General features: G+C 44.9%; 22 protein-coding genes. 15 read left to right on the forward strand and 7 right to left on the reverse strand.

Features of this window, described 5'->3' with window-relative positions:
* Positions 1 to 41 precede the first annotated feature (41 nt).
* From hflK to ACXAFM_RS10975, 8 genes are all read left to right on the forward strand, one after another.
* Positions 42 to 1,193, forward strand: coding sequence for an FtsH protease activity modulator HflK (gene hflK / locus ACXAFM_RS10940; RefSeq protein ID WP_474834562.1), 1,152 nt, complete (start codon positions 42 to 44; stop codon positions 1,191 to 1,193).
* 5 nt (positions 1,194 to 1,198) lie between these two features.
* Positions 1,199 to 2,080: a protease modulator HflC gene (hflC, locus tag ACXAFM_RS10945; RefSeq protein ID WP_474829402.1), complete on the forward strand. Its 882-nt coding sequence runs from the start codon at positions 1,199 to 1,201 to the stop codon at positions 2,078 to 2,080.
* Between the two features lie 294 nt (positions 2,081 to 2,374).
* A complete protein-coding gene (locus tag ACXAFM_RS10950) occupies positions 2,375 to 3,976 on the forward strand; it encodes an AbgT family transporter (protein WP_474834564.1) in 1,602 nt (533 codons plus the stop codon).
* A gap of 210 nt (positions 3,977 to 4,186) precedes the next feature.
* A complete protein-coding gene (gene hemH / locus ACXAFM_RS10955; protein ID WP_474834566.1) occupies positions 4,187 to 5,266 on the forward strand; it encodes a ferrochelatase in 1,080 nt (359 codons plus the stop codon).
* Between the two features lie 93 nt (positions 5,267 to 5,359).
* A complete protein-coding gene (locus ACXAFM_RS10960) occupies positions 5,360 to 5,761 on the forward strand; it encodes a DUF4112 domain-containing protein (protein WP_014977648.1) in 402 nt (133 codons plus the stop codon).
* Between the two features lie 142 nt (positions 5,762 to 5,903).
* On the forward strand, positions 5,904 to 6,788 hold the full coding sequence (locus ACXAFM_RS10965; protein WP_474834568.1) for a dioxygenase family protein: 885 nt from the start codon (positions 5,904 to 5,906) through the stop codon (positions 6,786 to 6,788).
* 151 nt (positions 6,789 to 6,939) lie between these two features.
* The gene (locus ACXAFM_RS10970) at positions 6,940 to 8,580 is read left to right on the forward strand and encodes an acetolactate synthase large subunit (RefSeq protein ID WP_474834570.1); all 1,641 of its coding nucleotides are present in this window, start codon (positions 6,940 to 6,942) and stop codon (positions 8,578 to 8,580) included.
* A gap of 31 nt (positions 8,581 to 8,611) precedes the next feature.
* A complete protein-coding gene (locus tag ACXAFM_RS10975; protein ID WP_474834572.1) occupies positions 8,612 to 10,042 on the forward strand; it encodes an aldehyde dehydrogenase family protein in 1,431 nt (476 codons plus the stop codon).
* A 141-nt stretch (positions 10,043 to 10,183) separates the two neighbouring features.
* On the opposite strand, the gene ACXAFM_RS10980 is transcribed toward ACXAFM_RS10975, so the two are convergent.
* On the reverse strand, positions 10,184 to 10,549 hold the full coding sequence (locus tag ACXAFM_RS10980; protein WP_269918491.1) for a DUF2237 family protein: 366 nt from the start codon (positions 10,547 to 10,549) through the stop codon (positions 10,184 to 10,186).
* Between the two features lie 175 nt (positions 10,550 to 10,724).
* Between ACXAFM_RS10980 and ubiG the strand changes: the two genes are divergently transcribed.
* The 5 genes from ubiG to ACXAFM_RS11005 all read left to right on the forward strand — a co-directional run bounded on the left by ubiG (position 10,725) and on the right by ACXAFM_RS11005 (position 15,153).
* Positions 10,725 to 11,474, forward strand: a complete 750-nt coding sequence (gene ubiG, locus ACXAFM_RS10985; RefSeq protein WP_474834574.1) for a bifunctional 2-polyprenyl-6-hydroxyphenol methylase/3-demethylubiquinol 3-O-methyltransferase UbiG — start codon at positions 10,725 to 10,727, stop codon at positions 11,472 to 11,474.
* A 250-nt stretch (positions 11,475 to 11,724) separates the two neighbouring features.
* The gene (locus ACXAFM_RS10990; protein ID WP_474829420.1) at positions 11,725 to 12,699 is read left to right on the forward strand and encodes an esterase/lipase family protein; all 975 of its coding nucleotides are present in this window, start codon (positions 11,725 to 11,727) and stop codon (positions 12,697 to 12,699) included.
* Complete coding sequence (locus tag ACXAFM_RS10995) at positions 12,699 to 13,697, forward strand: lipase secretion chaperone (RefSeq protein ID WP_474834576.1); 999 nt, start codon at positions 12,699 to 12,701, stop codon at positions 13,695 to 13,697. The genes ACXAFM_RS10990 and ACXAFM_RS10995 overlap by 1 nt, the downstream gene beginning before the upstream one ends.
* A 188-nt stretch (positions 13,698 to 13,885) precedes the next feature.
* Positions 13,886 to 14,494, forward strand: a complete 609-nt coding sequence (locus ACXAFM_RS11000) for a glutathione S-transferase family protein (protein ID WP_474834578.1) — start codon at positions 13,886 to 13,888, stop codon at positions 14,492 to 14,494.
* A complete protein-coding gene (locus ACXAFM_RS11005; protein ID WP_474834580.1) occupies positions 14,494 to 15,153 on the forward strand; it encodes a glutathione S-transferase family protein in 660 nt (219 codons plus the stop codon). Before ACXAFM_RS11000 ends, ACXAFM_RS11005 begins: the two co-directional genes overlap by 1 nt.
* Here ACXAFM_RS11005 and ACXAFM_RS11010 read toward each other — a convergent pair.
* The gene (locus ACXAFM_RS11010) at positions 15,146 to 16,045 is read right to left on the reverse strand and encodes a LysR family transcriptional regulator (RefSeq protein WP_474834582.1); all 900 of its coding nucleotides are present in this window, start codon (positions 16,043 to 16,045) and stop codon (positions 15,146 to 15,148) included. The genes ACXAFM_RS11005 and ACXAFM_RS11010 overlap by 8 nt on opposite strands.
* A gap of 119 nt (positions 16,046 to 16,164) precedes the next feature.
* Here ACXAFM_RS11010 and ACXAFM_RS11015 point away from each other — a divergent pair, with 119 nt between their 5' ends.
* Entirely contained in the window at positions 16,165 to 16,926 is a 762-nt protein-coding gene (locus tag ACXAFM_RS11015) for a hypothetical protein (RefSeq protein WP_474834584.1), read from the forward strand.
* 32 nt (positions 16,927 to 16,958) lie between these two features.
* Here the strand turns inward: ACXAFM_RS11015 and ACXAFM_RS11020 are convergent, their stop codons facing one another.
* Together ACXAFM_RS11020 and ACXAFM_RS11025 are read right to left on the reverse strand one after the other, a co-directional pair.
* Complete coding sequence (locus tag ACXAFM_RS11020; RefSeq protein WP_474834586.1) at positions 16,959 to 17,864, reverse strand: homocysteine S-methyltransferase family protein; 906 nt, start codon at positions 17,862 to 17,864, stop codon at positions 16,959 to 16,961.
* 27 nt (positions 17,865 to 17,891) lie between these two features.
* A complete protein-coding gene (locus tag ACXAFM_RS11025; RefSeq protein ID WP_474834588.1) occupies positions 17,892 to 19,064 on the reverse strand; it encodes an ROK family transcriptional regulator in 1,173 nt (390 codons plus the stop codon).
* Between the two features lie 363 nt (positions 19,065 to 19,427).
* Here ACXAFM_RS11025 and ACXAFM_RS11030 point away from each other — a divergent pair, with 363 nt between their 5' ends.
* Positions 19,428 to 20,396: a carbohydrate kinase family protein gene (locus ACXAFM_RS11030; protein WP_474834590.1), complete on the forward strand. Its 969-nt coding sequence runs from the start codon at positions 19,428 to 19,430 to the stop codon at positions 20,394 to 20,396.
* Between the two features lie 135 nt (positions 20,397 to 20,531).
* Here the strand turns inward: ACXAFM_RS11030 and efpL are convergent, their stop codons facing one another.
* The 3 genes from efpL to ACXAFM_RS11045 form a co-directional block, all read right to left on the reverse strand.
* On the reverse strand, positions 20,532 to 21,107 hold the full coding sequence (gene efpL / locus ACXAFM_RS11035) for an elongation factor P-like protein EfpL (protein WP_474829438.1): 576 nt from the start codon (positions 21,105 to 21,107) through the stop codon (positions 20,532 to 20,534).
* Between the two features lie 100 nt (positions 21,108 to 21,207).
* Positions 21,208 to 22,938, reverse strand: a complete 1,731-nt coding sequence (locus ACXAFM_RS11040) for a cisplatin damage response ATP-dependent DNA ligase (protein WP_474834592.1) — start codon at positions 22,936 to 22,938, stop codon at positions 21,208 to 21,210.
* Positions 22,938 to 23,954: a ligase-associated DNA damage response exonuclease gene (locus ACXAFM_RS11045; RefSeq protein ID WP_474834594.1), complete on the reverse strand. Its 1,017-nt coding sequence runs from the start codon at positions 23,952 to 23,954 to the stop codon at positions 22,938 to 22,940. Before ACXAFM_RS11045 ends, ACXAFM_RS11040 begins: the two co-directional genes overlap by 1 nt.
* Positions 23,955 to 23,958: the final 4 nt, after the last annotated feature.

The following is a 23,958-nucleotide window of genomic DNA, read 5'->3' on the forward strand; positions in this document are numbered from 1 at the left end:
GCAAAATTCAAAAATATAACAGTAATCTATGGAGTATCAGCATGGCTTGGAATGAGCCGGGTGGCAATAATAACGACCCGTGGAAGAATCGCGGTGGGAAAGAGCAAGGTCCCCCAGATTTGGACGATGTTTTTAAAAACTTATTTGGTAAGTTTGGAAAGTCAGGTGGCAACGGTGGTGGCTCGGGCAAAAGCCTAGGCGGCATCGGTGCTGGTATTCTAGTAGGTTTACTTGTCGTGATCTGGTTCATTAGTGGTTTTTATACCATTCGTGAAGCTGAGCGCGGCGTAGTCCTTCGCTTTGGTGAGTATCACCAACAAGTTGAGCCGGGTCTTCGCTGGGCGCCTACGTTCATCGACTCTGTTATTCCTGTTGATGTTCAATCAATACGCGATCAGTCGTCATCGGGCTCTATGCTTACTGAAGATGAAAACGTAGTGAGCGTTCAAATGGAAATGCAGTTCCGCGTTGTTGACCCATACCGTTGGACGTTTGCCGTTGAAAGCCCTGAGCAAAGCTTAAGTCAGTCTCTTGATAGCGCTATCCGTTATGTAGTTGGACATTCTACAATGGATGACGTTTTAACCGACGGACGTGAAGTAACCCGTCAACGGGTGTGGGAAGAACTTCAATCGATTATCGAACCATACAACATGGGTGTATCTATCATTGATATGAACTTCCGTGATGCTCGCCCTCCTGAGCAAGTTAAAGATGCATTTGATGATGCCATCGCTGCGCAGGAAGACGAACAGCGCTTCATTCGTGAAGCAGAAGCTTATGCAAGAGAAATTGAGCCTCGTGCACGTGGTCAAGTAAACCGCATGAACGAAGAAGCACAAGCCTATAAAGAGCGCGTGACGTTAGAGGCACAAGGTGAAGTGGCTCGATTTGAAGAGCTACTTCCGCAATACGAGCGTGCTCCTCAGGTTACTCGAGAGCGTATTTACCTTGAAACTATGGAAGAGGTACTTAGCAGTACTAGCAAAATCATGGTTGATAGCAAAGGTGGCAACAACATGATGTATCTCCCGCTAGATAAAATCATGGAACGTCAGCAATCTACAAATAATAAAAATACGCGTAATACGCTGGAAGGCTTACAAGCACCAGTAACCGACGCTAATGGCCGCAGCCGCAACAGTTCGCCAAGTTCAGGCTTGCGCGGCGATAGCTACAGAGAGGGGAGATAAGCACAATGAAGAATTTGTTAATTGCAGTATTTGTTCTTCTTGTATTGCTTGCATCAGGCTCACTGTTTGCAGTTAAAGAAGGCGAACGCGCCATTGTTATTCAGTTTGGTAAAGTGCAAAGAGACGACGCGACTGGCGACACAAAAGTGTTCGAACCGGGTCTTCACTTTAAACTTCCGTTTATCGATTCAGTACGTGTACTTGATGCGCGTATTCAAACGCTAGACGGGTCACCAGACCGCTTTGTAACAAGCGAGAAGAAAGACCTTATCGTTGACTCTTACGTTAAGTGGCGTATTGACGATTTTGCGCGTTACTACCTGTCAACAGGCGGTAACAAGCTTCAAGCCGAAGCGCTGCTTAAGCAAAAAGTGAACAACGGTTTACGTTCAGAGTTTGGTACACGTACCATTGCGCAGATTGTTTCTGGCGAGCGTTCAGCATTAATGAACCAGGCAATGGAACAGGCGTCTACATCATCAGACGAGCTAGGCATTGAAATTGTTGACGTACGCGTTAAGCAAATTAACCTACCTACTGAAGTGAGCAACTCTATCTTCCAACGTATGCGCGCAGAGCGTGCTGCTGTTGCTCGTGAGCACCGCTCAGAAGGTCAGGAACAGGCTGAAGTAATTAAAGCTAACATTGACGCAAAAGTAACAGTAATGCTGGCAGATGCTGAGCGTAATGCTCGTCAATTGCGTGGTGAAGGTGATGCGATTGCAGCGCAAATCTACGCTGACGCTTACTCTAAAAATGCAGACTTCTACAGCTTCTTGCGTAGCATGGATGCATATAAAGAAAGCTTTAACAGCAAACAAGACGTTATGGTAATAGCACCTGACAGCGACTTCTTTAAGTATATGAATCAGTCTAGCGGCAACTAAAGACCAAATGTTATTATGAATATAAAGGCCAGTCTTTTAGACTGGCTTTTTTATACCTTCTCTAAAAATAACTTACTGATACAAAACAGTTATTTTTGTTTATAAGAGGCCGTTTTAGCCAAGTGTACAGTGAGTTTACCTCTCATTTTCCCTATCCACTGCCAAATTTTCACTAAATCGGGTAAAATACCGCCCGAATATTATTAAAACACGTCACTCACTAAGTACAAAGTAAGCGCCGTCCCAGCGTTAACTTTGATGTAGTAGGCGTAAATAAACGACAGAGGGAAAATTTTGACAACGGAAAACAAGAATACAGCGTCTGCCGATAATAACGGCGGACAAGGTGGGTTATTCTCGCGATTTCTCGCTACGGTGGAGTGGTTAGGAAACCTACTTCCGCACCCGGTAACGCTATTTGCGCTGCTTTCACTTTTCATCGTGGTATTAAGCGGCATATTAGGTTATTTCGACCTTGCTGTTGCCGATCCTCGCCCTGTTGGTGCGAAGGGCCGTGAAGAAGACGGCATGATTGAAGTAATATCCTTGATGAGTGCAGAAGGTTTGCAGCGGATAGTTACGGGGTTGGTCACTAACTTTACCGGGTTCGCACCACTAGGCACCGTGCTCGTTGCCCTTCTTGGTGTATCGGTAGCTGAACATTCGGGCCTTTTGTCGGCAGCAATGCGCGCATTGGTTATGAACGCATCAAAACGCGCTGTAACCTTTGCTATTGTTTTCGCGGGCATTATTTCTAACACTGCCTCTGAGCTCGGCTACGTGGTACTCATTCCGCTTGCAGCGATGATTTTTCACTCTCTAGGACGCCACCCGCTAGCCGGTCTTGCGGCGGCCTTTGCAGGTGTTTCTGCTGGTTACAGTGCAAACCTATTATTAGGTACGGTCGACCCACTATTGTCCGGTATAACAGAAGCGGCAGCGCACATGATTGACCCTGAATATATGGTAGGCCCAGAGGTTAACTGGTACTTCATGTTTATCAGTACTTTTGTGGTAGCCACTATGGGGGCGCTAGTTACTGAAAAAGTGGTAGAGCCAAGACTGGGTAAGTTTGACCCATCTGAGGCTTCAATAGATTTAGGCAAGCAATCTATGGATGCGCCTACAGACTTAGAAAAGAAAGGTCTGCGTTGGGCGGGAATATCTTTTGTTGTGGTTTGCGCAATACTGGCGTTAACGGTAGTACCTGAAAACGGTATTTTGCGTCACCCTGAAACGGGTGAAGTGGCGGGCTCTCCGTTTCTTAAAGGCATTGTTGCTTTCATCTTCATTACCTTTGCAATTCCAGGCTTTGTTTACGGTAAAGTGACCAAGTCGATGAAAAACGACAAAGATGTCATTGATGCTATGGCGAAGAGTATGGGAGCCATGGGGCTTTACATAACGTTAGTATTCTTTGCTGCACAATTTGTTGCTTTCTTTAAATGGACAAATTTAGGTACTGTGCTGGCCGTTAAAGGCGCAGCTCTTTTGCAAGCTGCCGGATTAGATGGCCCTGCCGTGTTTATCCTATTCATATTGATGTGTGGCGTGGTTAACTTATCGTTAGGTAGTGCATCTGCGCAGTGGGCGGTAACGGCGCCTATTTTCGTACCTATGCTTATGCTAATTGGGTACGCGCCAGAAGTTATTCAGGCGGCTTATCGTATCGGTGATTCAGTGACTAACGTTATAGCACCTATGATGAGCTACTTTGGACTTATCCTTGCCATGGCTGCTAGATACAAAAAAGACTTAGGTATGGGCACGCTTATCGCCATGATGTTGCCTTACTCTATGGTCTTCATAGTAGGTTGGACTATCTTATTCTACATCTGGGTATTTTTACTTGGCATGCCGGTAGGTCCGGGCGCAGCAACTTACTACCAGCCCTAAGTAAATAATTAGCTTTATTGCCACAATATTTATTTGTTGACAGTTAAACAGCGGTATGTGTTTTTAAATATTATTTTTAAACATATGCCGCTTTTTTAATGCCTAAAATCTATTAGTGCAATCGTAGTTTTTTGGCGTTATAGCAGATCATAATCTAAGGTAATTCAGTATAATACGGATATAGCGCAGTACTTCTCGGACTATGAATACATGAAATACAAATCAAACAAAGGCTTTACCCACGGGCAATCAGATAAAATTGGTGTACTTGTAACGAATCTGGGGACGCCAGAAGCGCCAACAAAGCAGGCTCTACGCCCATATTTGAAAGAATTTTTATCAGACCCTCGAGTGGTCGAAGTACCTAAAGCGATTTGGTGGTTTGTATTAAATGGCATAATCCTAAACTTTCGCCCTAAGCGTTCGGCAGAAGCTTACTCTACTGTGTGGACTGAAGAAGGTTCACCGCTAATGGCTATTACGAAAGCACAAGCATCAGCGATTGCAGAGCGTTGTAAAGCACAATACGGCGATGATGTTATTGTCGACTTTGCTATGCGCTACGGCAAACCTGCTATAAGCGACACTATCGATGCTATGTTGGCAAAAGGCGTACGCAAGCTTGTAGTGCTTCCGCTATATCCTCAGTACAGTGCGTCGACAACGGGCTCTACTTTTGATGCTATTGCAAAAGATTTTACCTCTCGCCGCTGGCTTCCAGAGCTTCGTTTCGTTAATCACTACCACGACCGCGACAGCTTCATTACTGCACTTGCCAATAAAGTGAAAGCACATTGGGAAGTACATGGCCGCGCAGACAAGCTCATTTTGTCTTATCACGGTATTCCAAAGCGCTACTTGATGAACGGTGATCCATATCACTGTGAATGCCATAAAACATCGCGTTTGCTTGCCGAAAAGCTTGGGCTGTCACACGACGAGTATATGACAACCTTCCAATCTCGTTTTGGTCGAGAAGAGTGGTTGAAACCGTATACAGATGAAACGTTAAAATCTTTACCTGAAAAAGGGGTGAAATCCATTCAGGTTATGTGCCCTGGTTTTTCAGCCGATTGCTTAGAAACTATTGAAGAAATTGGTGAAGAAAATCGCGAGTACTTTATGGAAGCCGGCGGTGAGCGCTATGAATATATCGCGGCACTTAACAGTGATAAAGAGCACATAGATGTGCTTTTTGACATAGTGAAAGAAAATCTACATGGCTGGGCGGTAGAATCAGACAACGGTTTACGTGCGGGCTTAGCGAGAGCGCTAGGCGCTGAAAAGTAGCGTTTGAAAAGCTGACAGCAAACGTTTCGAGAAAAACCAATAGGGAAATCACTCTTGGTGGCGCATTGATTAAATTAAAAGGGAGATAAGTTCGTGGAAGGAAAAGCACCAAAGGCATTACTTAAAGCGCAAAAACTGGCGAACTTGCTGGACACTGCCGTAAAGCTCCCTTTTATCCCAATAAGAATAGGCTTGGATTCAATCGTGGGTCTTATCCCTGGAGCCGGTGACGCGCTGATGCTCTTCGTTTCACTTCGAATAGTTTGGCTGGGAAAATCATTGGGTATGCCCAAAGCGTTAATAGCTCAAATGGTAAAAAACTCAGCAATCGACTTTGGCTTAGGTTTTATTCCATTTGTTGGCGACATCGTGGATATATTCTATAAAGCCAATCAGAAAAATGTTCGTATTATGGAGCGCTGGTGGATAAGCGAAAATAAACATGAGGTAGATAAAGTAACACAGAAGGCGCTATCCGAATGGAGTGCTGAATAACCTAGGTTTAGTTACCCAAATACCTGCGCTTTTTTCACTTTGCTTAATTACTGTGTAAAGCTACGTAAAGCTTGAGTAAATAAGAGAACCTTGTCCTTTAGCTAAATGTCTTTTTTGCAAAGACAACCAAGGGCAACGTACGATGACATCAAACAAATTAACGGAAGAGCCGCTCAAACGACGCCGCTTTATGAAAACAGCGGTGGGACTTACATTGGCTCCTATTGCTATCGGGTTGTGGGGTTGTGGAGGTTCTAATTCCACCTCTGCAAGTTCCACAGCATCTACCTCCTCATCTTCCAATAACGACACCGATTCAAATGCCGAACCTGAAGAAGATTTTGACGGTTGGGCAAGCGGTGGCACGTCAGCTATGACGTCAGACTTTCCAGACGATAGTTTATTTGACACTGCTTCTGTATGCAGTGTGGCTCTCACAGGCTCTCAAACGGAAGGCCCGTGCTATTTTCAAAGTGACTATCTTGACGACATATCATATGAGCAAACAGGTTTGCCGATGATGTTGTGTCTTCAGTTAATTGATGAAGCGTGTAATCCCCTATCGGGTTATGAAATTGAAGTATGGCATTGCGATGTAGACGGCGTTTATTCAGGAGATACCAGTGATAGTGCTGATGCCAGCGGATTTAATTCGGCATTTTGCACGGGAAATGAAGTGGATGCATTAAGTGCGAAGTGGTTCAGAGGTGTTGCTGTGACAGATGCTAGCGGAAGAATAAACCTAAAAAGCTGTTTTCCCGGCTGGTATAGCAGCCGAACTATCCACATCCATTTTCGTATACGTCGCAACAACACTGATCAATTGGTTTCTCAATTTGGCTTTTCCGATAGTTTTTGCCAAAACATTTGTACCAATCATCCCGACTATAGTCACCGGGGTGAGCCAGACACGTTGCTGGGGCAAGATACAGTGTTTGGCAGTGACTACAATGAATATACATTTAGTGTGTCACAAAACGAAGATGGTTCTTTGCTCGCATACAAGCGCATAATAATCAGTGATTAGACTTCCATTTTCTCTCCTATACACTATTTTTTAACATGCCCGTTAGCAACGGGCATTTTATTACGCACAGTAAACCCATTCGCAGCATTGTTTCGTAGCACATCTCATAAGAACTTTATTTTCTGCTCAAATTACAAGGAGCGTGCAGCACATGAAAGCGTCCGATTTATTTGTTAAAGCGTTAGAAGCAGAAGGCGTGGAATACGTCTTTGGTATCCCAGGTGAAGAAAACCTCGACTTACTTGAGTCGTTGCGCGAGTCCTCTATTAAACTGGTGCTGACTCGTCACGAGCAAGGCGCTGGTTTTATGGCTGCTACATATGGCAGGCTTACCGGAAAAGTGGGAGTGTGCCTTTCGACCTTAGGGCCTGGGGCCACTAATTTAGTCACGCCCGCTGCCTATGCTCAGTTAGGCGCCATGCCAATGTTAATGATTACTGGGCAAAAGCCAATTAAAACCAGCAAACAAGGTCGCTTTCAAGTTATCGACATAGTGGACATGATGCGACCTATCACCAAATTTACCAATCAGGTTGTTAGTGGAGACAGAATTCCTTCAACGGTTCGAGAAGCGTTCCGTCTTGCTTCTGAAGAGCGGCCCGGCGCGGTACATATTGAGCTACCCGAAGATATAGCAGCAGAGCAAACTAGCGCGCAGATATTAACGCCAAGCAGTACGCGAAGACCGATAGCTGAATATAAAGCGATTGCTTCGGCAATTACGATGATAGAAGAAGCGCAGTCTCCGCTTTTGCTTATAGGCGCAGGTGCGAACCGTAAACTTACTGCAAAAATGCTAAGGGAGTTTGTCGATAAAACCTGCATTCCATTTGTTACCACCCAAATGGGTAAAGGGGTACTAAACGAAAGCGACCCGCGTTTCGCAGGGAATACTGCTCTGTCTGACGGTGACTTTGTACACAGGGCAATAGAGCGTGCCGATCTTATTATCAACGTAGGCCATGATGTGGTAGAAAAGCCACCGTTCTTCATGCACCACAACGATAAAAAAGTGATTCATGTCAACTTTGATTCGGCTGCCGTAGACCCTGTTTACTTCCCGCAACTCGAAGTAGTTGGAGATATTGCTAACAGCATCTGGCAAATAAAGGAAGGCATTACTCCCCAAGACAGTTGGAAACTCGACTTCTACAAAGATGTGCATCAAGCCTATGTAGACCACCGTGCTGAAGCAGAAGACGATAATCGATTCCCTATCTTACCAGAACGTCTTGTACGCGATATTCGTAAAGTTATGCCTGATAACGGCATTGTTACGTTAGACAACGGCGTATATAAAATATGGTTTGCCCGAAATTACCCCGCATATCATCCGAATACCCTGCTTTTAGATAATGCACTGGCTTCAATGGGGGCCGGTTTGCCCTCAGCGATCGCTGCAAAACTCGTTAACCCAGATGCGCCCGTACTCAGCGTATGTGGCGATGGTGGTTTTATGATGAATAGCCAAGAAATTGAGACCGCCGTCAGGCTTAAGCTAGACCTTGTGGTGATCATCTTGCGTGATGACGCGTACGGAATGATTAAGTGGAAACAAGCAAACATGCAGTTCGATGAGTTTGGTTTAGATTATGGCAACCCCAACTTTGTTAAATACGCACAAAGTTACGGCGCACAGGGCTGGAGAGTTGACGACGCGGATGTACTTATTCACCTAGTTGATAAGTGTTTGAACACAAAAGGCGTACATATTATCGATTGTCCAGTTGATTACAGTATGAATGACAAAACACTAAATCATACGATTAAAGAGCTTAGCGCCAAGCTTTAAACACATTATTGAAAAGGTAAGGAGTTAAAAAATGTTGAAGGAAAGCTACCCATACTATTTAGCCAGTGAACCCGAATACGCGAACACCGACCTAGAGGTAACCAACAAATATACCGGCGAAGTTGCAACTAAAGTTGCTATGGCTGGTGCTGATACCATTGATAAAGCCATAGCTGCGGCAGAGAAAGCGCAGCCGGCCATGGCCGCCATGGCTCCTTTCGAAAGACAAGCGGTGTTAGAGCACTGTGTTAAACGCTTTACTGAGCGCGCAGACGAACTGGCGCAAGCTTTGTGTATTGAAGCAGGTAAACCTATTAAAGATGCCAAGGGCGAAGTGACCCGATTAATAGACACCTTTAAAATTGCCGCAGAAGAATCGGTTCGTATCAATGGTGAAACGGTAAACTTAGAAATATCAGCGCGGGCAAAAGGTTATCAAGGTATGACCAAAAAGGTCCCCATTGGCCCATGCTCGTTTATATCACCATTTAATTTCCCGCTAAATTTAGCTGCTCATAAAGTGGCGCCTGCCATTGCCGCAGGTTGCACATTTGTGCTTAAACCGGCCTCGCGTACACCTATTGGGGCACTTATTATTGGCGAAGTATTGGCAGAAACAGATCTGCCCAAAGGGGCGTTTTCAATTCTGCCGTGTAGCCGTGATGGCGCTGACTTGTTTACCACAGACGAAAGACTAAAACTGCTAAGTTTCACGGGCTCTCCGGATGTGGGGTGGGCGCTTAAAGCAAAGGCTGGTAAAAAGCCAGTTGTGCTGGAACTAGGCGGTAATGCAGCCTGCGTAATTGATGAAGATGCAGACATTGAAGACGCTATCGACCGCGTGATTGTTGGGGCTTACTATCAGTCTGGTCAAAGCTGTATCAGTGTTCAGCGCCTCTTAGTGCATAGTAAAATATATGATGAATTTAAATCACGCTATGTAGAAAAAGTAAAAGCATTGGTGTCTGGTGACCCTTCAAACGAAGATACTTTCATAGGCCCCATGATTTCTGAAGGCGAAGCTGAACGCTTACACGGTTGGATTACAGAGGCCAAAGAAAAGGGCGCAACTATCCTGTGTGGCGGTACTCGCGAAGGGGCAATGCTTGAAGCTACGGTTATGGAAAACGTGCCCAAAGACTGTGATGCCAATGCCGAAGAGGCGTTTGGTCCGCTATCTATTCTAGAGCCTTTCGACAACTACGACGACGCACTTAAAGAAGTAAACAACAGTCGTTACGGACTTCAAGCTGGTGTGTTTACTCGCGATATTTATAAAGCACATAAAGCTTGGGATGAACTAGAAGTGGGCGGCGTTGTTATTGGCGATGTGCCTAGCTGGCGTGTGGATAACATGCCTTATGGGGGCGTTAAAGATTCAGGACTAGGTCGTGAGGGTATTCGCTACGCGATAGAGGATATGTCTGAGACCCGACTTATGGTTATTCGAACGCCCCAGTAAGCTAAGAAAGCTTTTTATTAATAAATAAAAAGAGCATGTTTAGGCAAGCATGCTCTTTTTTAGAATTAGTTTCATCAATCAATACCTGGTGTGAAAAGCTCACGGTGAAGCTTGTCAGTGGAAAATATCTTGTCCAATCCCCTAGTTTTTGTCAGCCGCATATTCTTCTAACAAAGATAGAGGAATAATATCTAGGGCTTTTTCATGGGTAGCTTCCAGTCGCACCTTGGGCGCAACACCGGCTTCGTACGCTTCTAACCAACGAGCAGCGCACAGGCACCATCTGTCGCCATCGAGTAGACCGGGGAAAGACATGCTAGGCCAGGGGGTTATCAAATCGTTACCTTGTCGCAGGGAAAATTGTAGAAACTCATCGCTCACCACAGCACATACACTGTGATTGCCCACGTCAGCATCGGGTACATAGCAAAAACCTTCACGGGTGAACCCCGTGTTTCCACAACATAATTGCAGCGGTCGACCATAAACATTTTTTGCGTTTGCCAAAATCAGAACCCTCTTTCACAACGTATAATCTTTAAATGTCTTTATCTATGTGCCTTCTAAAGAAACATAAAGGTGAACATTTTAAGTGCTCATCTCAATGTACTCACCTTAGAACCCTGAATGATAGGGGTCAATAAAAAAGCACTAGAGTCATTACGCTTAAAGGTAAAATATCGTGCTCGATAAAAGTAAAAAAACCGAGAAAGTTAACTTTTCTGAAGAGGAAATTTCGCGCTTTGATTCGCTGGCAGAGTCGTGGTGGGACCCTAACGGCAAATATAAAACTGCCCTTGAGTTTAATCGGGCGCGCTTAGATGTCATTAAAGCGCAAATAGAAAACCATTTCGGTAAGGGTAACCTCCTACCTGATTATTCGTCTTTGTCTATTGTTGATATAGGTAGCGGCGGCGGGCTTATTAGCGAGCCTTTGGCGAAGCTTGGCGCGAAGGTAACCGGCATTGATGCAAGTGCGGTAAGTGTGGAAGTGGCAAAACGCCATGCTGAAAAAAGTGGTGTGTCGGTAACCTATAAACACATGTTGTCCGGTGAACTAGTTAAAGAAGCACAGCAATATGACATTGTTATAAATGCTGAAGTGGTAGAGCATGTGCCTGATCAGCAGCAGTTAATTGATGAATGCACTAGCTTAGTCAAACCGGGCGGGTTGCTCATTCTTGCCACTTTAAACCGTACTATCAAAAGCTACGTGATTGCTATTGTGGGGGCTGAATACGTCATGCGGTATTTGCCTGTAGGAACCCATGATTGGCAAAAGTTTGTAAAACCTAGTGAATTAGAAAAATGGGTCGGGGAAGACTTTACATTGAAACATCAGATAGGTATGAAACTCAACCCTTTCAAGGGAGAGTGGCTAACCACTTCTAGCCTTGCGGTAAACTTTATCCAATCCTATTCCAGAAATTGATGAGGGTTTATCAGTTTTGTTTATGGTTTGTATTTCGAGCGAAAATGGTATGGGCGAGTATACTCTTTTGTGAACACTATCTTTTTGAATTTAATGGTCATTGACGGTTAGCTGACGATAAATCTCACAACTGCGAGACTATCCTCCTTATTAAAGTTTCAACACAAAGGTTGATCTTTACAATATGTTTACATAATTATAACAAAGGTCTGACCACGGACCACAACGTTACAATTATGAGGCATACACGATGAGAAAATCCAAAAATAGTAGAGCAAGGAGTGCTCTCATTGTCACTCTACTTACCATAGCAGCAGGGGTCAGTTCGTTAGTTGGAGGAGCAGGACAAGCCTTCGCAGGAACATACGCAAAAACTGAAAACCCCATAGTATTGGTCCACGGCCTGTTTGGCTTTGAAGACATACTCTTTGTAGATTACTTTTATAAGGTTCCGCATAAACTCAGCCGCAACGGCGCTGTGGTATACATTGCTGAAGTTTCACCAGCAAATTCCACAGAGGTGCGCGGCGAGCAGTTGCTTGAGTATATCGACGAAGTACTCGCCCTATCAGGCGCAGACAAAGTGAATCTTATTGGGCATAGTCACGGCGGCCCAACGGCACGTTACGCCGCAAGTGTGGCACCAGAAAAAGTCGCTTCGGTAAGCTCTGTCGCCGGTGTTAATTGGGGCAGTAAAGTCGCAGATGAGCTACGGGACGCATTCGCCGAGGGCTCTGTGGGAGAAGGCGCCGCTGGCGTCGTTGTTAATGCATTTGCCAATATTATTGAAATTGCGTCTGGATCAGATCCGCGTGACAAGCCCACCGACTCAATTGCTGCACTTGATTCTTTGTCAACTGCAGGCTCAGTAGCATTCAATAAAAAATACCCTGAAGGCATGCCTACCGCCTATTGCCGAAACGACGGTAAGATGTTGGCTGAAAATGGCGTGTACTATTTCTCATGGAGTGGCGGAAGAACCTATACCAATGCTCTGGACGTTGTCGACCCTTTCCTTGCTATTACTGGCACAGTGTTTAAAGAGCCAAACGACGGCTTAGTCTCAACGTGTAGCTCGCACTTGGGTAAGGTGCTAAAAGATAACTACAAAATGAATCACCTCGATGAAGTGAACCAGAGTTTTGGAATTACGCACTGGTTTGAAACCGATCCGGTAGATGTGTTTGTCCGTCAGGCTAATCGACTTAAGAGATTGGGCTTGTAGTGACAAAAGGTAAAGTACGCCATGCGTTCCCAATACTTACAGGGCTAGTTGCTCTGTTAGTATTGGGTACTATTGTTTATATCCAATTTGCACCCGACACCAAAAACAATGGTGCTGGGTCTTCCACCGAACGCTTGGAAGTTAGCAGGCAAAAAGAAACCAGTGAAAAACTGGGCGAGAATGGAACAACGCATAATGAGACAGGTGCGCGCCACCCTCTAAAAAACGAAGCAGCAAACGCAAATAGAAACCTTATTCCCTTTGAGCTTAACTATTCAACCAAAGATGCTTTTGACCGCTTCATTTTTGCGCGCACAACAAGAGACCCTCAAACCGTTAAGTTTGCCTATACCACTTACGTTAGCACCGTGTTTACACCAACTACCCAAGCGGTAGCGTCTGACTTATTTACCCGTTATGTAGATTATAAAGTGGCGCTTTCTTCTATCGAAACAGAAGTCGACTTGGCTACTCATAGTTTGCAGGATGTGTCTTACAAACTTGATGAGCGCGAAAAGATAAGACGCACTTACTTCAACGACACCGAATACGACTATTTATTTAGCCAAGAAGCGCAAGCTGACGAAGCAGCACTGGAGCGCTTGCGTATCGCCCAAGAAAACGCGCTACCCAGAAAGGAAAGAAAAGCGTTAATCGTTGCTTCTATCAAAGCAGGGAATGAAGCCGAACGGGAAGCCTTTCAGCCAACGCTTAATATGCATCGCATCAACGAGATAAAACGCAGCTATAGCGATATTAGCGACCGCTATAACGCTGTGGCGGCCGAGTTTGGTAGTGCAGTGGCAGACCGCTTCGCGAAAACCTGGGAAAAGCAGGCACAATGGGAAAGCAAAATTGCAGATTATCAGGCGTTTCGTGAAAGCCTATCGCAGCAGGCACTTTCGCCGAGCGAGGCAGAGGATGCCCAGCGCGATTACCTGTCTGCACGCTTTACTGATAATGAAATAAAACGTCTTAAGGTGATTACGGGCTCATAACTAATGATCGGACCCCAATACTGGCTTTTCATTGTTTTTCAGTATTTAAAATTACCCAAGAGGTATAACCATAAAAGAACTGAATAGTTCTACGCATAGGCAGAGTGATTTGAAAGCGGTATGTGCAGTTACTAATCTAGAACCAACCCTATATTTAACATTCTGTCATAAGGTCTGTGGCAATCATTATGAAAATATACGAAACGAAAACGGCACCTAACCCGCGTCGAGTACGCATGTTTTTAGCCGAAAAAGGCATTGATGTTGATTACATGCAAGTCGATATTCAAAAAGGTGAAAACCTAAGTGCAGAAATGCGCGCTAAAAACCCATTAGGGAAAATACCCATCCTAGAGTTAGATGACGGTACCTGTATTGCAGAAACCGATGCGATCTGTACTTACTTTGAAGCATTGCAACCAGAGCCCCCTTTAATGGGAACAACGCCCGTTGAAAAAGCAACGATATCTATGTGGCAGCGCCAAGTAGAGTTAGCCTTCATGATGCAAATTGGCATGTGCTTTCAACATACCACAGGTTACTTTAAAGATCGTATGACACCTGTACCTGAATATGGCAAAGAAGCGGGTATCAACGCGTCTAAATATCTCAATATTCTAGAACGCCGACTTGGTGTAAAAGAATATATCGCTGGCGATACCTTTTCTATCGCCGACATAACCGCGTTATGTGCTATGGATTTCGCCCGAGTGGTAAAAATTCGTATGACTGACGACCACGTTAATTTAGCGCGCTGGTATGAGGCCGTAAGCAACCGAGCGAGTGCAAAAGCCTAATGATTGATTTATACACTGCAGCTACGCCGAACGGCTGGAAAGCCTCGGTAGCGCTTGAAGAAATGGGACTTGAATATACTGCCCATGCTGTAAACTTAATGAAAGGCGAGCAGAAAACCCCTGAGTTTTTAGCCATGAACCCGAACGGACGTATACCGGTTATCGTAGATAGAGAAGCCGATGGCCACGTTGTTTTCGAATCCGGCGCCATTATGATTTATCTCGCTGAAAAGACCGGAATGTTCTTGCCGAACGATGCTAAGGGAAAGAGCCAAGTTATCCAGTGGTTAATGTTTCAGATGGGTGGAATAGGCCCGATGATGGGGCAAGCCAACGTGTTCCATCGTTATCTAGAAGAAAAAATCCCTATTGCTATTGATCGATACCAAAACGAAGTTAGACGTCTGTTCACCGTGCTCAATGGCAGGCTAGAGGATCGTGAATACTTAGTAGACAACTACAGTATTGCTGACATGGCTAACTGGTGCTGGGTGCGTACCTACGAATGGTCTGGCGTTAGCATTGAAGGCTTGGACAACTTGATACGTTGGAAGAACAGTATTGAAGCGAGACCTGCAGCAAGACGTGGCGTAGAAGTGCCCAATAAAATTGATAAAGAGGCGCTTCTTAAAGGCGCCAAAAATGTGGTTACTAAATAACGCTTTTAACTGAATCGACAAACCGATTGAGCCAGCCTGATGCCATACTCGGTTTGTAAATCAACTCAAAATGCTCTTCATGGCAAAAGTCATAATCTGATACGGACACGCAAGTAAGATCATGACTTTTCGCTATGAAGTCAGGTACGTAGGCCAAAGCCAGTCCTTGCCTGACAATAGACAGCAGTGTGCCAAAATCATTACATCGATAGTGTATAGAGCGGGGGACTTTGTCGTCTCTCCACCCATCAGAGCCTATGCCCCGTTTTATTCCACAAAAAGGTGAAACGTCAGGACAAGCAAAAGCGAAAGCGAACAAACTTTGACTTGTTAATATACCGTTCTTTGCTTCAGCTACCGCAGGGTGATTTTTTGCGGCCGCAACCACATAGGTAGACGACCCTAATAATATGCTATGCAGAGACGGGTCTTTCTCTCGTTCTTCCATTGCAAAAGAGGTGGCGATAGCCACGTCGCTCCCCCCTTTAGAAACGCTATCCAGCGCTTTCCCTTCCCAGCAAGCGTGGATATTGACGTGAAAGCGATCTTGTGAAGAGGAAGGTTTAGCAAGCAAAGTTGGCAAGTAATATTGAAGCAAGAGTGATGGGCCAGAAACGGTAATGTTGTATAAAGCAGTATTACCCCTAAACTCACTGAGTGCCTGATCGGCTTCGTGAACAAGATGAGTGGCATAAATAAGGAATTTGTTTCCTCGTTGGTTGAGTCGAATATGTTTACCTACGCGGTCAAACAGTTGGCTTTCTAACTGTTGTTCTATGCGTTTCACCACTTTAGACAATGCGCCTGTGGTAACCGATAAGTGCACAGACGCTTTATTCAAGTTCTCATGTTGGGCAACAACAATAAATTTTCTTAAGTCTTCAATATCCACGGGTTTGCCGCCTCATTGTTTCCGGTTGGGAATTATACATGTATTTATTGTAGCTTAATTGTAGGTGGTTCCTGTGCCAGTATCGCCATAATAAAATTGTTATTAAGCGTAAAAGGTTTATGAAGCGTCTTTATTTGACTGTCTTGTGTTTATATATGGTGTGCACGGGAGCAACGGCGACAACCACAAAAGAACTAAGTGCAGATGGCATTAGTAAAGCATCCAATGCTAGTTCTTCTATACACGCCGGCCATAAAAACCACAAAAGAGTTGGTTCTCACGGTATGGTGCTATTTACAGATGGCGCTGAACTCTATGCGAGTCACTTACCCCTTTATTATTCGCCACATGATTACCAACTTATTTATGCAGTAGGAAGTCCGCATAAAGCTACGCTAATTGCGTATCTACAAGCAGGCTCAACCTCTCACAGCAACATGGTGACCCTGTTACCAGAAAATTTTGATTTAAATAAACTTGTTGATGGTGAAAGACTTTCTATTCCAGCACAGTTTTATAAAGGTCATTTTGAGCGAGGCGGCACTAAGTGGTTGGGTAAATCGGAACTGACATTTGAAAAGCTGATGTTTAAACGTCGCTTGGTAAAACAATACAAACCGCCACATTCTGACGAAGATAGCGTTACATATGAGCCTGATGAAAAGTGGACGCGCATCAGCCTCGGTGACAAGTATCTATACATTCACCTCATTGGCGAACGCCCATCCTTTGATGCATTGCTTATCGTCGGCGATTGTCAGAAAACCTTAGGAAACATGCTGGGCGAAAGTGTGCCGAGCAAAGCCCAAATTAAAGAGGTTTTTACTCACTGCGAATCGCCTTTTCTAGTGTACTTTGAAACACAGGATTTTGCGCACTGACGCCGCTGATCTGCGCTAGTGTGATTTCAGTTTTAAGATTTTACGCTATCACTTATGGCTTTGATATGTTCAGGGCCTATGCCGCAACAGCCTCCAATGATACTGGCACCTGCCGCTATCCATGATTGAGCGTAATCTACATAGCGCTGTGGCGTTATGTCGTCGCGCAGTTCTGACAAAAGCGCGTTAGCTTCATGCTGACGCTTCCTTTCAGAGAAGCTATTGGCGTATGCACCAGTAGCAATGTTTTCATTCAACTGTCGCGTAATTGTTAGTGCATTTTCCATTTCTTCAGGCTGTGAACAATTAAAAAGTACGCTTTCAACACGATCCAGCAAAGGTGCGATTTTTTCTAGCGGCTCGCCTGAACGAAGAGTTACAAGCTCGTCTGACGACGCTCTATTATGCAAAGAAAACGACAGCCAGATGGGATGGGAAGACAATGTTTTTATTAGTGAAACTACGGCATCAGCTTCTTCAATAGAGCAAGCAGTCTCAATAAGCCAAACATCCACAAAAGGCGCTTGCGCTTTGATAAGAGGCGTTAAAATCTCTGCCACTCGTTCTGCATCGAATAAGTCTGGGCGGTACGAACCAAAAGCAGGTGGCACACAGCCCGCGACTGATAACTGGTTGCTTTTATCCTGCTGAAAAGTAACGGCTTCCTTCGCTAGCTTAGCCGCAGACTCGGCCAGCGAAAATGCTTGCTCGTTAAACGCGGTTTCACCAATATGAAATGGAACGAGGGCATAGGCATTTGTAGTGATGACAGTGGCACCAGCATTTAGAAAGTGGGTATGAACCTCACGCACTAGTTCAGGAGTCTGCATTAACGCCAGTGCGGACCATTCCGGCTGCCTAAAAGGTGCACCAATCTTTTCAAGTTCACGACCCATACCACCATCTAGAATATGAATCACTTTGCTAGTTACTGTCATGAAAACCTTAACTGGACATCTGAATAGTTAAAAATAGTTAGCCTGAAGCGCTAAGTTTGCGCTTCCAATCGATTGGGCCTTTACGCCCACGTGACCGGGGCTAATTTGCGCGGGAGCAATTCCTCGCATATCCAAGTCTTTCAGCGCACTTTGGGTTGCTTCAACTAATAATTCTTTTATGTTGCTGGGTATGGCGCCGTCAATGATTACGCCATCTAAATCCAAAAGGCTCATCGCGCACTGTGAAGCGAACGCCAGCCCTTTGGCCGTTTCATCCACCCAATTTTCTACAAGTGATGCATTGCACTGCCAGTAAGAAGGAGACTCATAAATATGCTTGGCGTCTTCCCCCGCTTTTTCCAGTTCTCTTTCCAATAAATAAAGTGAAGACTGTGTTATTAGCTGGCGCTGCTGATTCTGGTTAAAAAAAGGGAGTGAGCCAATAGCGCCTGCATTACCCGCTTTGCCATTGATAAGCTGATTGTTAAGTACCAGACCGCCGCCTAAAAACGTACCAACGAAAATATATAAAAAGCTATCGTAACGCTTTGGATTGCCGAACGACATCTCCGCGCTACATGCAGCCCCAGCATCATTTTTAATGAAAACAGGTAGGTTTAATAAACTTTCAAGCGCGGTTTGTGGGTCAAACTCTTTCCATTCTTCTAACTCTTTTTTCGGCGCGCCTGCTTCCTCTGCCCAACTCCAAATTTCAAAAGGCATAGCTACGCCTAAGCCTCTAACCATCTTTTGCTGTGCTGCATCTAGGTTTTTGATTAAAACATTGAATGCACGCTCTGCAAAGTTCAGTAGGTTGCTTACCGTTGGATAGGCGAACTTTTCGTGAAGGGTGGCTTTAACATTGCCTTTTAAGTCGAGCAAGGTTATGTCGAAACTACGGCGACCAACTTTGAGGCCGATACTGAACGCACCGTTAGCATTCAATCCGAAAGGTACCTTAGGCTGCCCTACACCGCCTTTTATAGGCTTTAGGCGTTTGACCAATCCATCGGTTTCTAACTTCTTGATAATTACCGTTGCAGACTGCGCCGACAGGCCAGTCAATTGTGCAATTTCAGCTTTAGGTAAGGCAATGCGTTGCCGTATTAGGGTTAAGATCGCGCGCTCATTCGCAGAACGATCATCAAGTAACTCTGGTGCGTTTTGTTGTGGCAGGTGAAAAGCCGATTCAATATTCAAAGTAATTACTATCTACCGTTAAAAAATGAAAAGAGTTTAATAATATCAATGCGCATAGATAATTGCCCATCCAGAAGGCGCAGGCAAGTTTCCTAGCGAAGCGTGGGAATGCAGGAACGTGTCCCCTTTCAAACTCCCAGAATGAAGCTAGGAATCTTACCAGACCTTTCAAATAAAAATTTTAATCTTTTTAATACAATAGGTACACATCCTACAATCCTTCTGAAAAAAGTAAATCAATTGGGTTGATTTAATGGGTTTGTTCGTCAATACTATGCCGCAATTAATTAACGATTCGTTAACCTTACGTATTGTGCGCACTAGGTGAACGTCCTTTATTGACATTTTTTGAGTGAGGCTGGTATGAAAATTTTGTGTTTAGGTGAAGTGCTTATTGATATGTTAAGCCAAGGTGCAGCGCCCAAAGATGGCAACATACCAGCCATGAAGCCTTTCCAGCCTTACGCTGGTGGCGCGCCTGCTAACGTGGCGGTTGCAGTTGCCCAACTAGGTGGTGATAGCGCAATGGTATCTAAAGTGGGTGATGACACTTTTGGGGCGTTCCTTAAAGAAATGCTTGAACACTATAAAGTGAACACTGACTTTGTGTGGACAACCCAAGAAGGCAATACGGCGCTGGCGTTTGTAAATTTAGATGAAGACGGCGAACGTTCGTTCGACTTCTACGTAGATAATGCCGCGCATAAGCACATTTCAGAACAAGACTTATCTACCATTGACTGCAACAAAAATACAGTACTGCACTTCTGTTCGGGTTCAATTTCTGGCCCTGAACTTATTCCTGGCACCGAGTTTATTTTAAACAAGGCGAAGGAAAACGGCATGATGGTGTGTTTAGACATTAATTATCGCCCAGCGTTTTGGGATGATACTGCTAATGCACCAGCACGTATTGATGAGGCTGCTAAAAAAGTTTCTGTGTTAAAGGCAAGTCGTGAAGAACTTGCAGAGCTTTACGGCGAAGAAAATGCCGATGCAAAAGTACAGCAGTGGCTAGATAGCGGTGTGAAGGTTGTATTGGTAACAGACGGTGGCGAACCTATTCACTATATTACTAAGTCGTTCAGCGGCTCATTGGCTTCGCCAAAAATGGACGTAAAAGATACCACTGCAGCCGGTGATTCGTTTATCGGTGGATTCCTGTATTTCCTTTCGACCAAAGTTAAGAATGCGGATGAGTTCGATGCGTGGGCTGAAAACTTTGAAAATGTTAGCGAAGCGACTGAATTTGCTATTCGCTGTGGTGCTTACACAGTAACCCAGTACGGCGCGTTCAGCGCACTGCCTACACAGGCTAATATTGCTAAGTAATAAACGGTGAATAACCTTTTCAAAAACTAAGATAAAGGCAATTTAAAAGGGTTCGATTGAACCCTTTTTTGTTTTTTAAAGCTGAGAAAATGTCACAAGCGTCGATGGCAGCCTAATTTAATACGTTAAATTGACTTAGTGCTTATCGGCTCTGCTTTGGAACTTGCGTTCCTCGGTGTTGATCTTTATCCACTCGCCTGTACTGATGTACTCTGGTACCTGCACCACAAGCCCGGTTGAAAGTGTGGCAGGTTTAGTACGAGACGTTGCTGATGCCCCTTTAATTGACGGATCGGTCTCAACTACTTCAAGCTCTACGCTCATAGGCAAGTCCAGGGCAACAGGCACTTCACTAACGATAACAACTTGAATGCCGTCAGTTTCCTCGTTAATAAACAGAGCTTCGTTCTCAATGCTCTCTTTGTTCAAGTGATAAGGGGTGTAGTCTTCCTTATCCATGAATACATATTCTTCGCCGTCAATATACGAAAACATAGCAGGGCGACGAATTAAGTCAGCCATATCTAGGGTATCTGAGTCTTTAAAGGTTTCATCATATTTGGCACCTGTTACCACATCGTACATGCGCATACGATAGATGCTACCGCCTGCACGACCTTGAGGGACAGAGCGTTCAATGTCTCGCACTATGCAAGTTTTTCCGTCAAATACCACAGTGTTATTCTTTTTAATTTCACTAGCCTTAGGCATGGCGATTTCCTATTGTTTTATTTTCTTAAGTGCAAGCCTTGTTTCTATCTCGCCTTATTCTCTGCGATTTTACAATACTAAGAAAGTATTTTTGATGGGGTTACCCTTCTATTAACGCTTTTACATTCGCTAAGGTATCAGCTTCACTCGCAGGCTTGTCCCAACGAATTCTATGAATACGGGGGAAGCGTAGCGCGACCCCTGATTTGTGCCTAGATGAAGGGTGTACAGCGTCGAAAGCCACTTCTAGTACCAGCTCTTTTTTCACTTCTCTTACCGGACCAAACCGTCCCACGGCGTTGCGTCTTACCCAGTTATCCAATTTTTTGAGTTCTTCATCAGTGAATCCAGAATAGGCTTTCCCAATAGGTAGGAGTTGCCCGTCTTCCCATGCGCCAAAGGTGTAGTCTGAATAAAAGCTGGAGCGTTTGCCGTGCCCGCGCTGTGCATACATCATTACCGCATCCACAACTAGCGGGTCGCGCTTCCATTTAAACCACTGGCCTTTAGGTCTGCCAGGAACATACTTACTATCTAAGCGCTTGATCATCAGACCTTCTACCGCACGATTTTGGCATACTTGGGTGTGAAGCTTGCGCAAAGTTTCAGGGGAAGTGGCATTGAGCGTTTCAGAAAGAAACAAACGGCTGTTATTCGTTTTGCTAAACCATTCTTCAAGGGCGTCGCGCCTTGTTTTTAGTGTTTTATCAGTTAGATTTTCACCATTAAGCATTAAAGCATCGTAAACGATTAGTCCCACCGGAGAGGAAGACTGTAACGCTTTACTCGGTTTCTTTTTATTAAGGCGCTGCTGAAGGGCATTAAAGGTATCCACGTCTGGCTGTGTGGCGGATGAAGCCTGTTTACCGCTTTTATCACTACTCGTGCGTTGACTAACCGCACCTTGGGCAGTTGATTCTTCAGATGGATGAAAGCCATGTTCTGCGTTATGGATAACCAGCAGTTCTCCATCTAGCACCATATTGCCGCTGACAGACTCAAGCAGATCAGGAAATGAGTGGCTAATATCATCGCCAGTACGAGAAAAGAGGGCTTTTTCAGGCTTATCATTATCGGCCTGACTATCTTTCTGAGTCTTATCATCAACAGTTTTATTCGAGTTAACAACAAGCTGCACACGAATACCGTCGTACTTGTTCTCAATTTGCCAAGTGTTTTTGGTGAAAGTGTCTATATCGCTATCCTCAATGGGGTGAGAAAGCATAACTGGATGAAATGTGACGGCATTTTCAATATCAGGTTTGTCAGCATTTCCTTCTAGCCAGCTAAGCATATCAACGTAAGGAGGAGTAACCGCATGCCATAGTGTTTCTATTTCTTTGATGTCTTTATTGCCATAGTCGGCCAATATTTGTTTTATGGAGCGAGCCGACACACCTATACGTAACCCCCGAGTGCCCAGCTTTAGCAACGCCCAGCGTTGAGCAGGCGTCATTATTGTTAGGTAATGGGCTAGCGTCTCAGAAACTTTCTGTTTACTGACCGAAGCGAACGTTTCTACCACTTCGGTTAGCGTGGGTAGCGAATCTGTTGGCTCGCTATAGGGCCATAAATGGGCTACGGTTTCACTAACCTCACCCACATAGTCATAGCTCATGGCAAAAAGCGCAGGGTCGGTATGTTCGGTAATAAGCTTTTTAACCGTATTGCGCTTAAAAAAGTCGAACCGCAATGTACCTGCCATAGCAGCAATTGCCCAGCCTCGGTCAGGGTCCGGCGTATTGGCAATGTAGTTAGCGATGAGTTGTGCTTTTGCTTTGTTTCCAGACGTGAAATACAGCTGCTCAAGTAAGTGACTGAATGCTTCCACTAATCGCCTCCTTGCTCTTCTTCATCATAACCGACTAGCGATAGTGCTCTGGCTTTAAACCCCATTTTTTCTGCCTGATACATCAGCGCATCTTCTCTGCCGTGAGTCACCCACACTTCTTTCGGGTTGACTTCTTCAATGGTTTGCAGCAATTCAGGCCAGTCGCAATGATCAGAGATGATAAGCGGTAGCTCTGCATTTTTTTGCTTAGCGCGAGCACGGATTTGCATCCACCCAGATGCCACCACAGGTCGCACGTTAGGCAAGCTTCGTGACCACCTATCGGCAAGTGCAGAAGGGGGCGCAATAACTATTTCACCAGATAATGTTTTTTTATCCGCAACCTCAGACACTGGAATCAACTCACCTAAGTCTATTCCTAATTGCTTGTATAGGTCACACAGTTTTAGCTGCGCACCATGTAAGTAGATGGGTTTGGTGTAGCCTGCTTCTCGCAGCGCTAATATCACCCGTTGGCATTTACCCAATGCATAAGCGCCTACTAGATGGCATCGCTCGGGAAACACGCGTAATGAGTGAAGGAGTTTTTCAATTTCATGTTCAATAGGCGGGTGCTTAAAAACAGGAAGCCCAAAAGTGGCTTCGGTAATCAATACGTCGCAAGGTACAACTTTAAAAGGCGGGCAGGTAGGATCGTGACGGCGCTTATAATCGCCGGAAACCACCACGCGGTAGCCTGCATATTCGATAAGAATTTGTGTAGAGCCAAGAATATGTCCTGCTGGATAAAATGTGGCTCTTACATCGTTAAAATTAATGCTTTCACCTATAGCTACAGCGTGCTGGTGAATAGCCATATCTTCACCGTAGCGGGTTTGCATAATCGCCAGTGTTTCTGGGCTTGCATACACACTGTTATGACCTGCCCGTGCATGGTCAGCGTGACCGTGTGTAACAAGCGCGGTGGCGACTTCATTCATTGGGTCGATGTAGAACTCACCGGGCTCACAATAAAGGCCAGTATCGTCAGCTTTTAACCATGTTGATGGGTGCACTACT

The sequence above is a fragment of the Alteromonas sp. ABD4_190 genome (genome assembly GCF_056160105.1).

Excerpts from the sequence above, each read along its gene's own strand:
- ACXAFM_RS11000 (WP_474834578.1), top strand. The coding sequence starts at position 13,886 with ATGAAAATATACGAAACGAAAACGGCACCTAACCCGCGTCGAGTACGC.
- ACXAFM_RS11020 (WP_474834586.1), bottom strand. The coding sequence starts at position 17,864 with ATGACAGTAACTAGCAAAGTGATTCATATTCTAGATGGTGGTATGGGT.
- hemH (WP_474834566.1), top strand. The coding sequence starts at position 4,187 with ATGAAATACAAATCAAACAAAGGCTTTACCCACGGGCAATCAGATAAA.
- efpL (WP_474829438.1), bottom strand. The coding sequence starts at position 21,107 with ATGCCTAAGGCTAGTGAAATTAAAAAGAATAACACTGTGGTATTTGAC.
- ACXAFM_RS10990 (WP_474829420.1), top strand. The coding sequence starts at position 11,725 with ATGAGAAAATCCAAAAATAGTAGAGCAAGGAGTGCTCTCATTGTCACT.
- hflC (WP_474829402.1), top strand. The coding sequence starts at position 1,199 with ATGAAGAATTTGTTAATTGCAGTATTTGTTCTTCTTGTATTGCTTGCA.
- hflK (WP_474834562.1), top strand. The coding sequence starts at position 42 with ATGGCTTGGAATGAGCCGGGTGGCAATAATAACGACCCGTGGAAGAAT.
- ACXAFM_RS11015 (WP_474834584.1), top strand. The coding sequence starts at position 16,165 with ATGAAGCGTCTTTATTTGACTGTCTTGTGTTTATATATGGTGTGCACG.
- ACXAFM_RS10975 (WP_474834572.1), top strand. The coding sequence starts at position 8,612 with ATGTTGAAGGAAAGCTACCCATACTATTTAGCCAGTGAACCCGAATAC.
- ACXAFM_RS10965 (WP_474834568.1), top strand. The coding sequence starts at position 5,904 with ATGACATCAAACAAATTAACGGAAGAGCCGCTCAAACGACGCCGCTTT.
- ACXAFM_RS11030 (WP_474834590.1), top strand. The coding sequence starts at position 19,428 with ATGAAAATTTTGTGTTTAGGTGAAGTGCTTATTGATATGTTAAGCCAA.
- ACXAFM_RS11005 (WP_474834580.1), top strand. The coding sequence starts at position 14,494 with ATGATTGATTTATACACTGCAGCTACGCCGAACGGCTGGAAAGCCTCG.
- ACXAFM_RS10970 (WP_474834570.1), top strand. The coding sequence starts at position 6,940 with ATGAAAGCGTCCGATTTATTTGTTAAAGCGTTAGAAGCAGAAGGCGTG.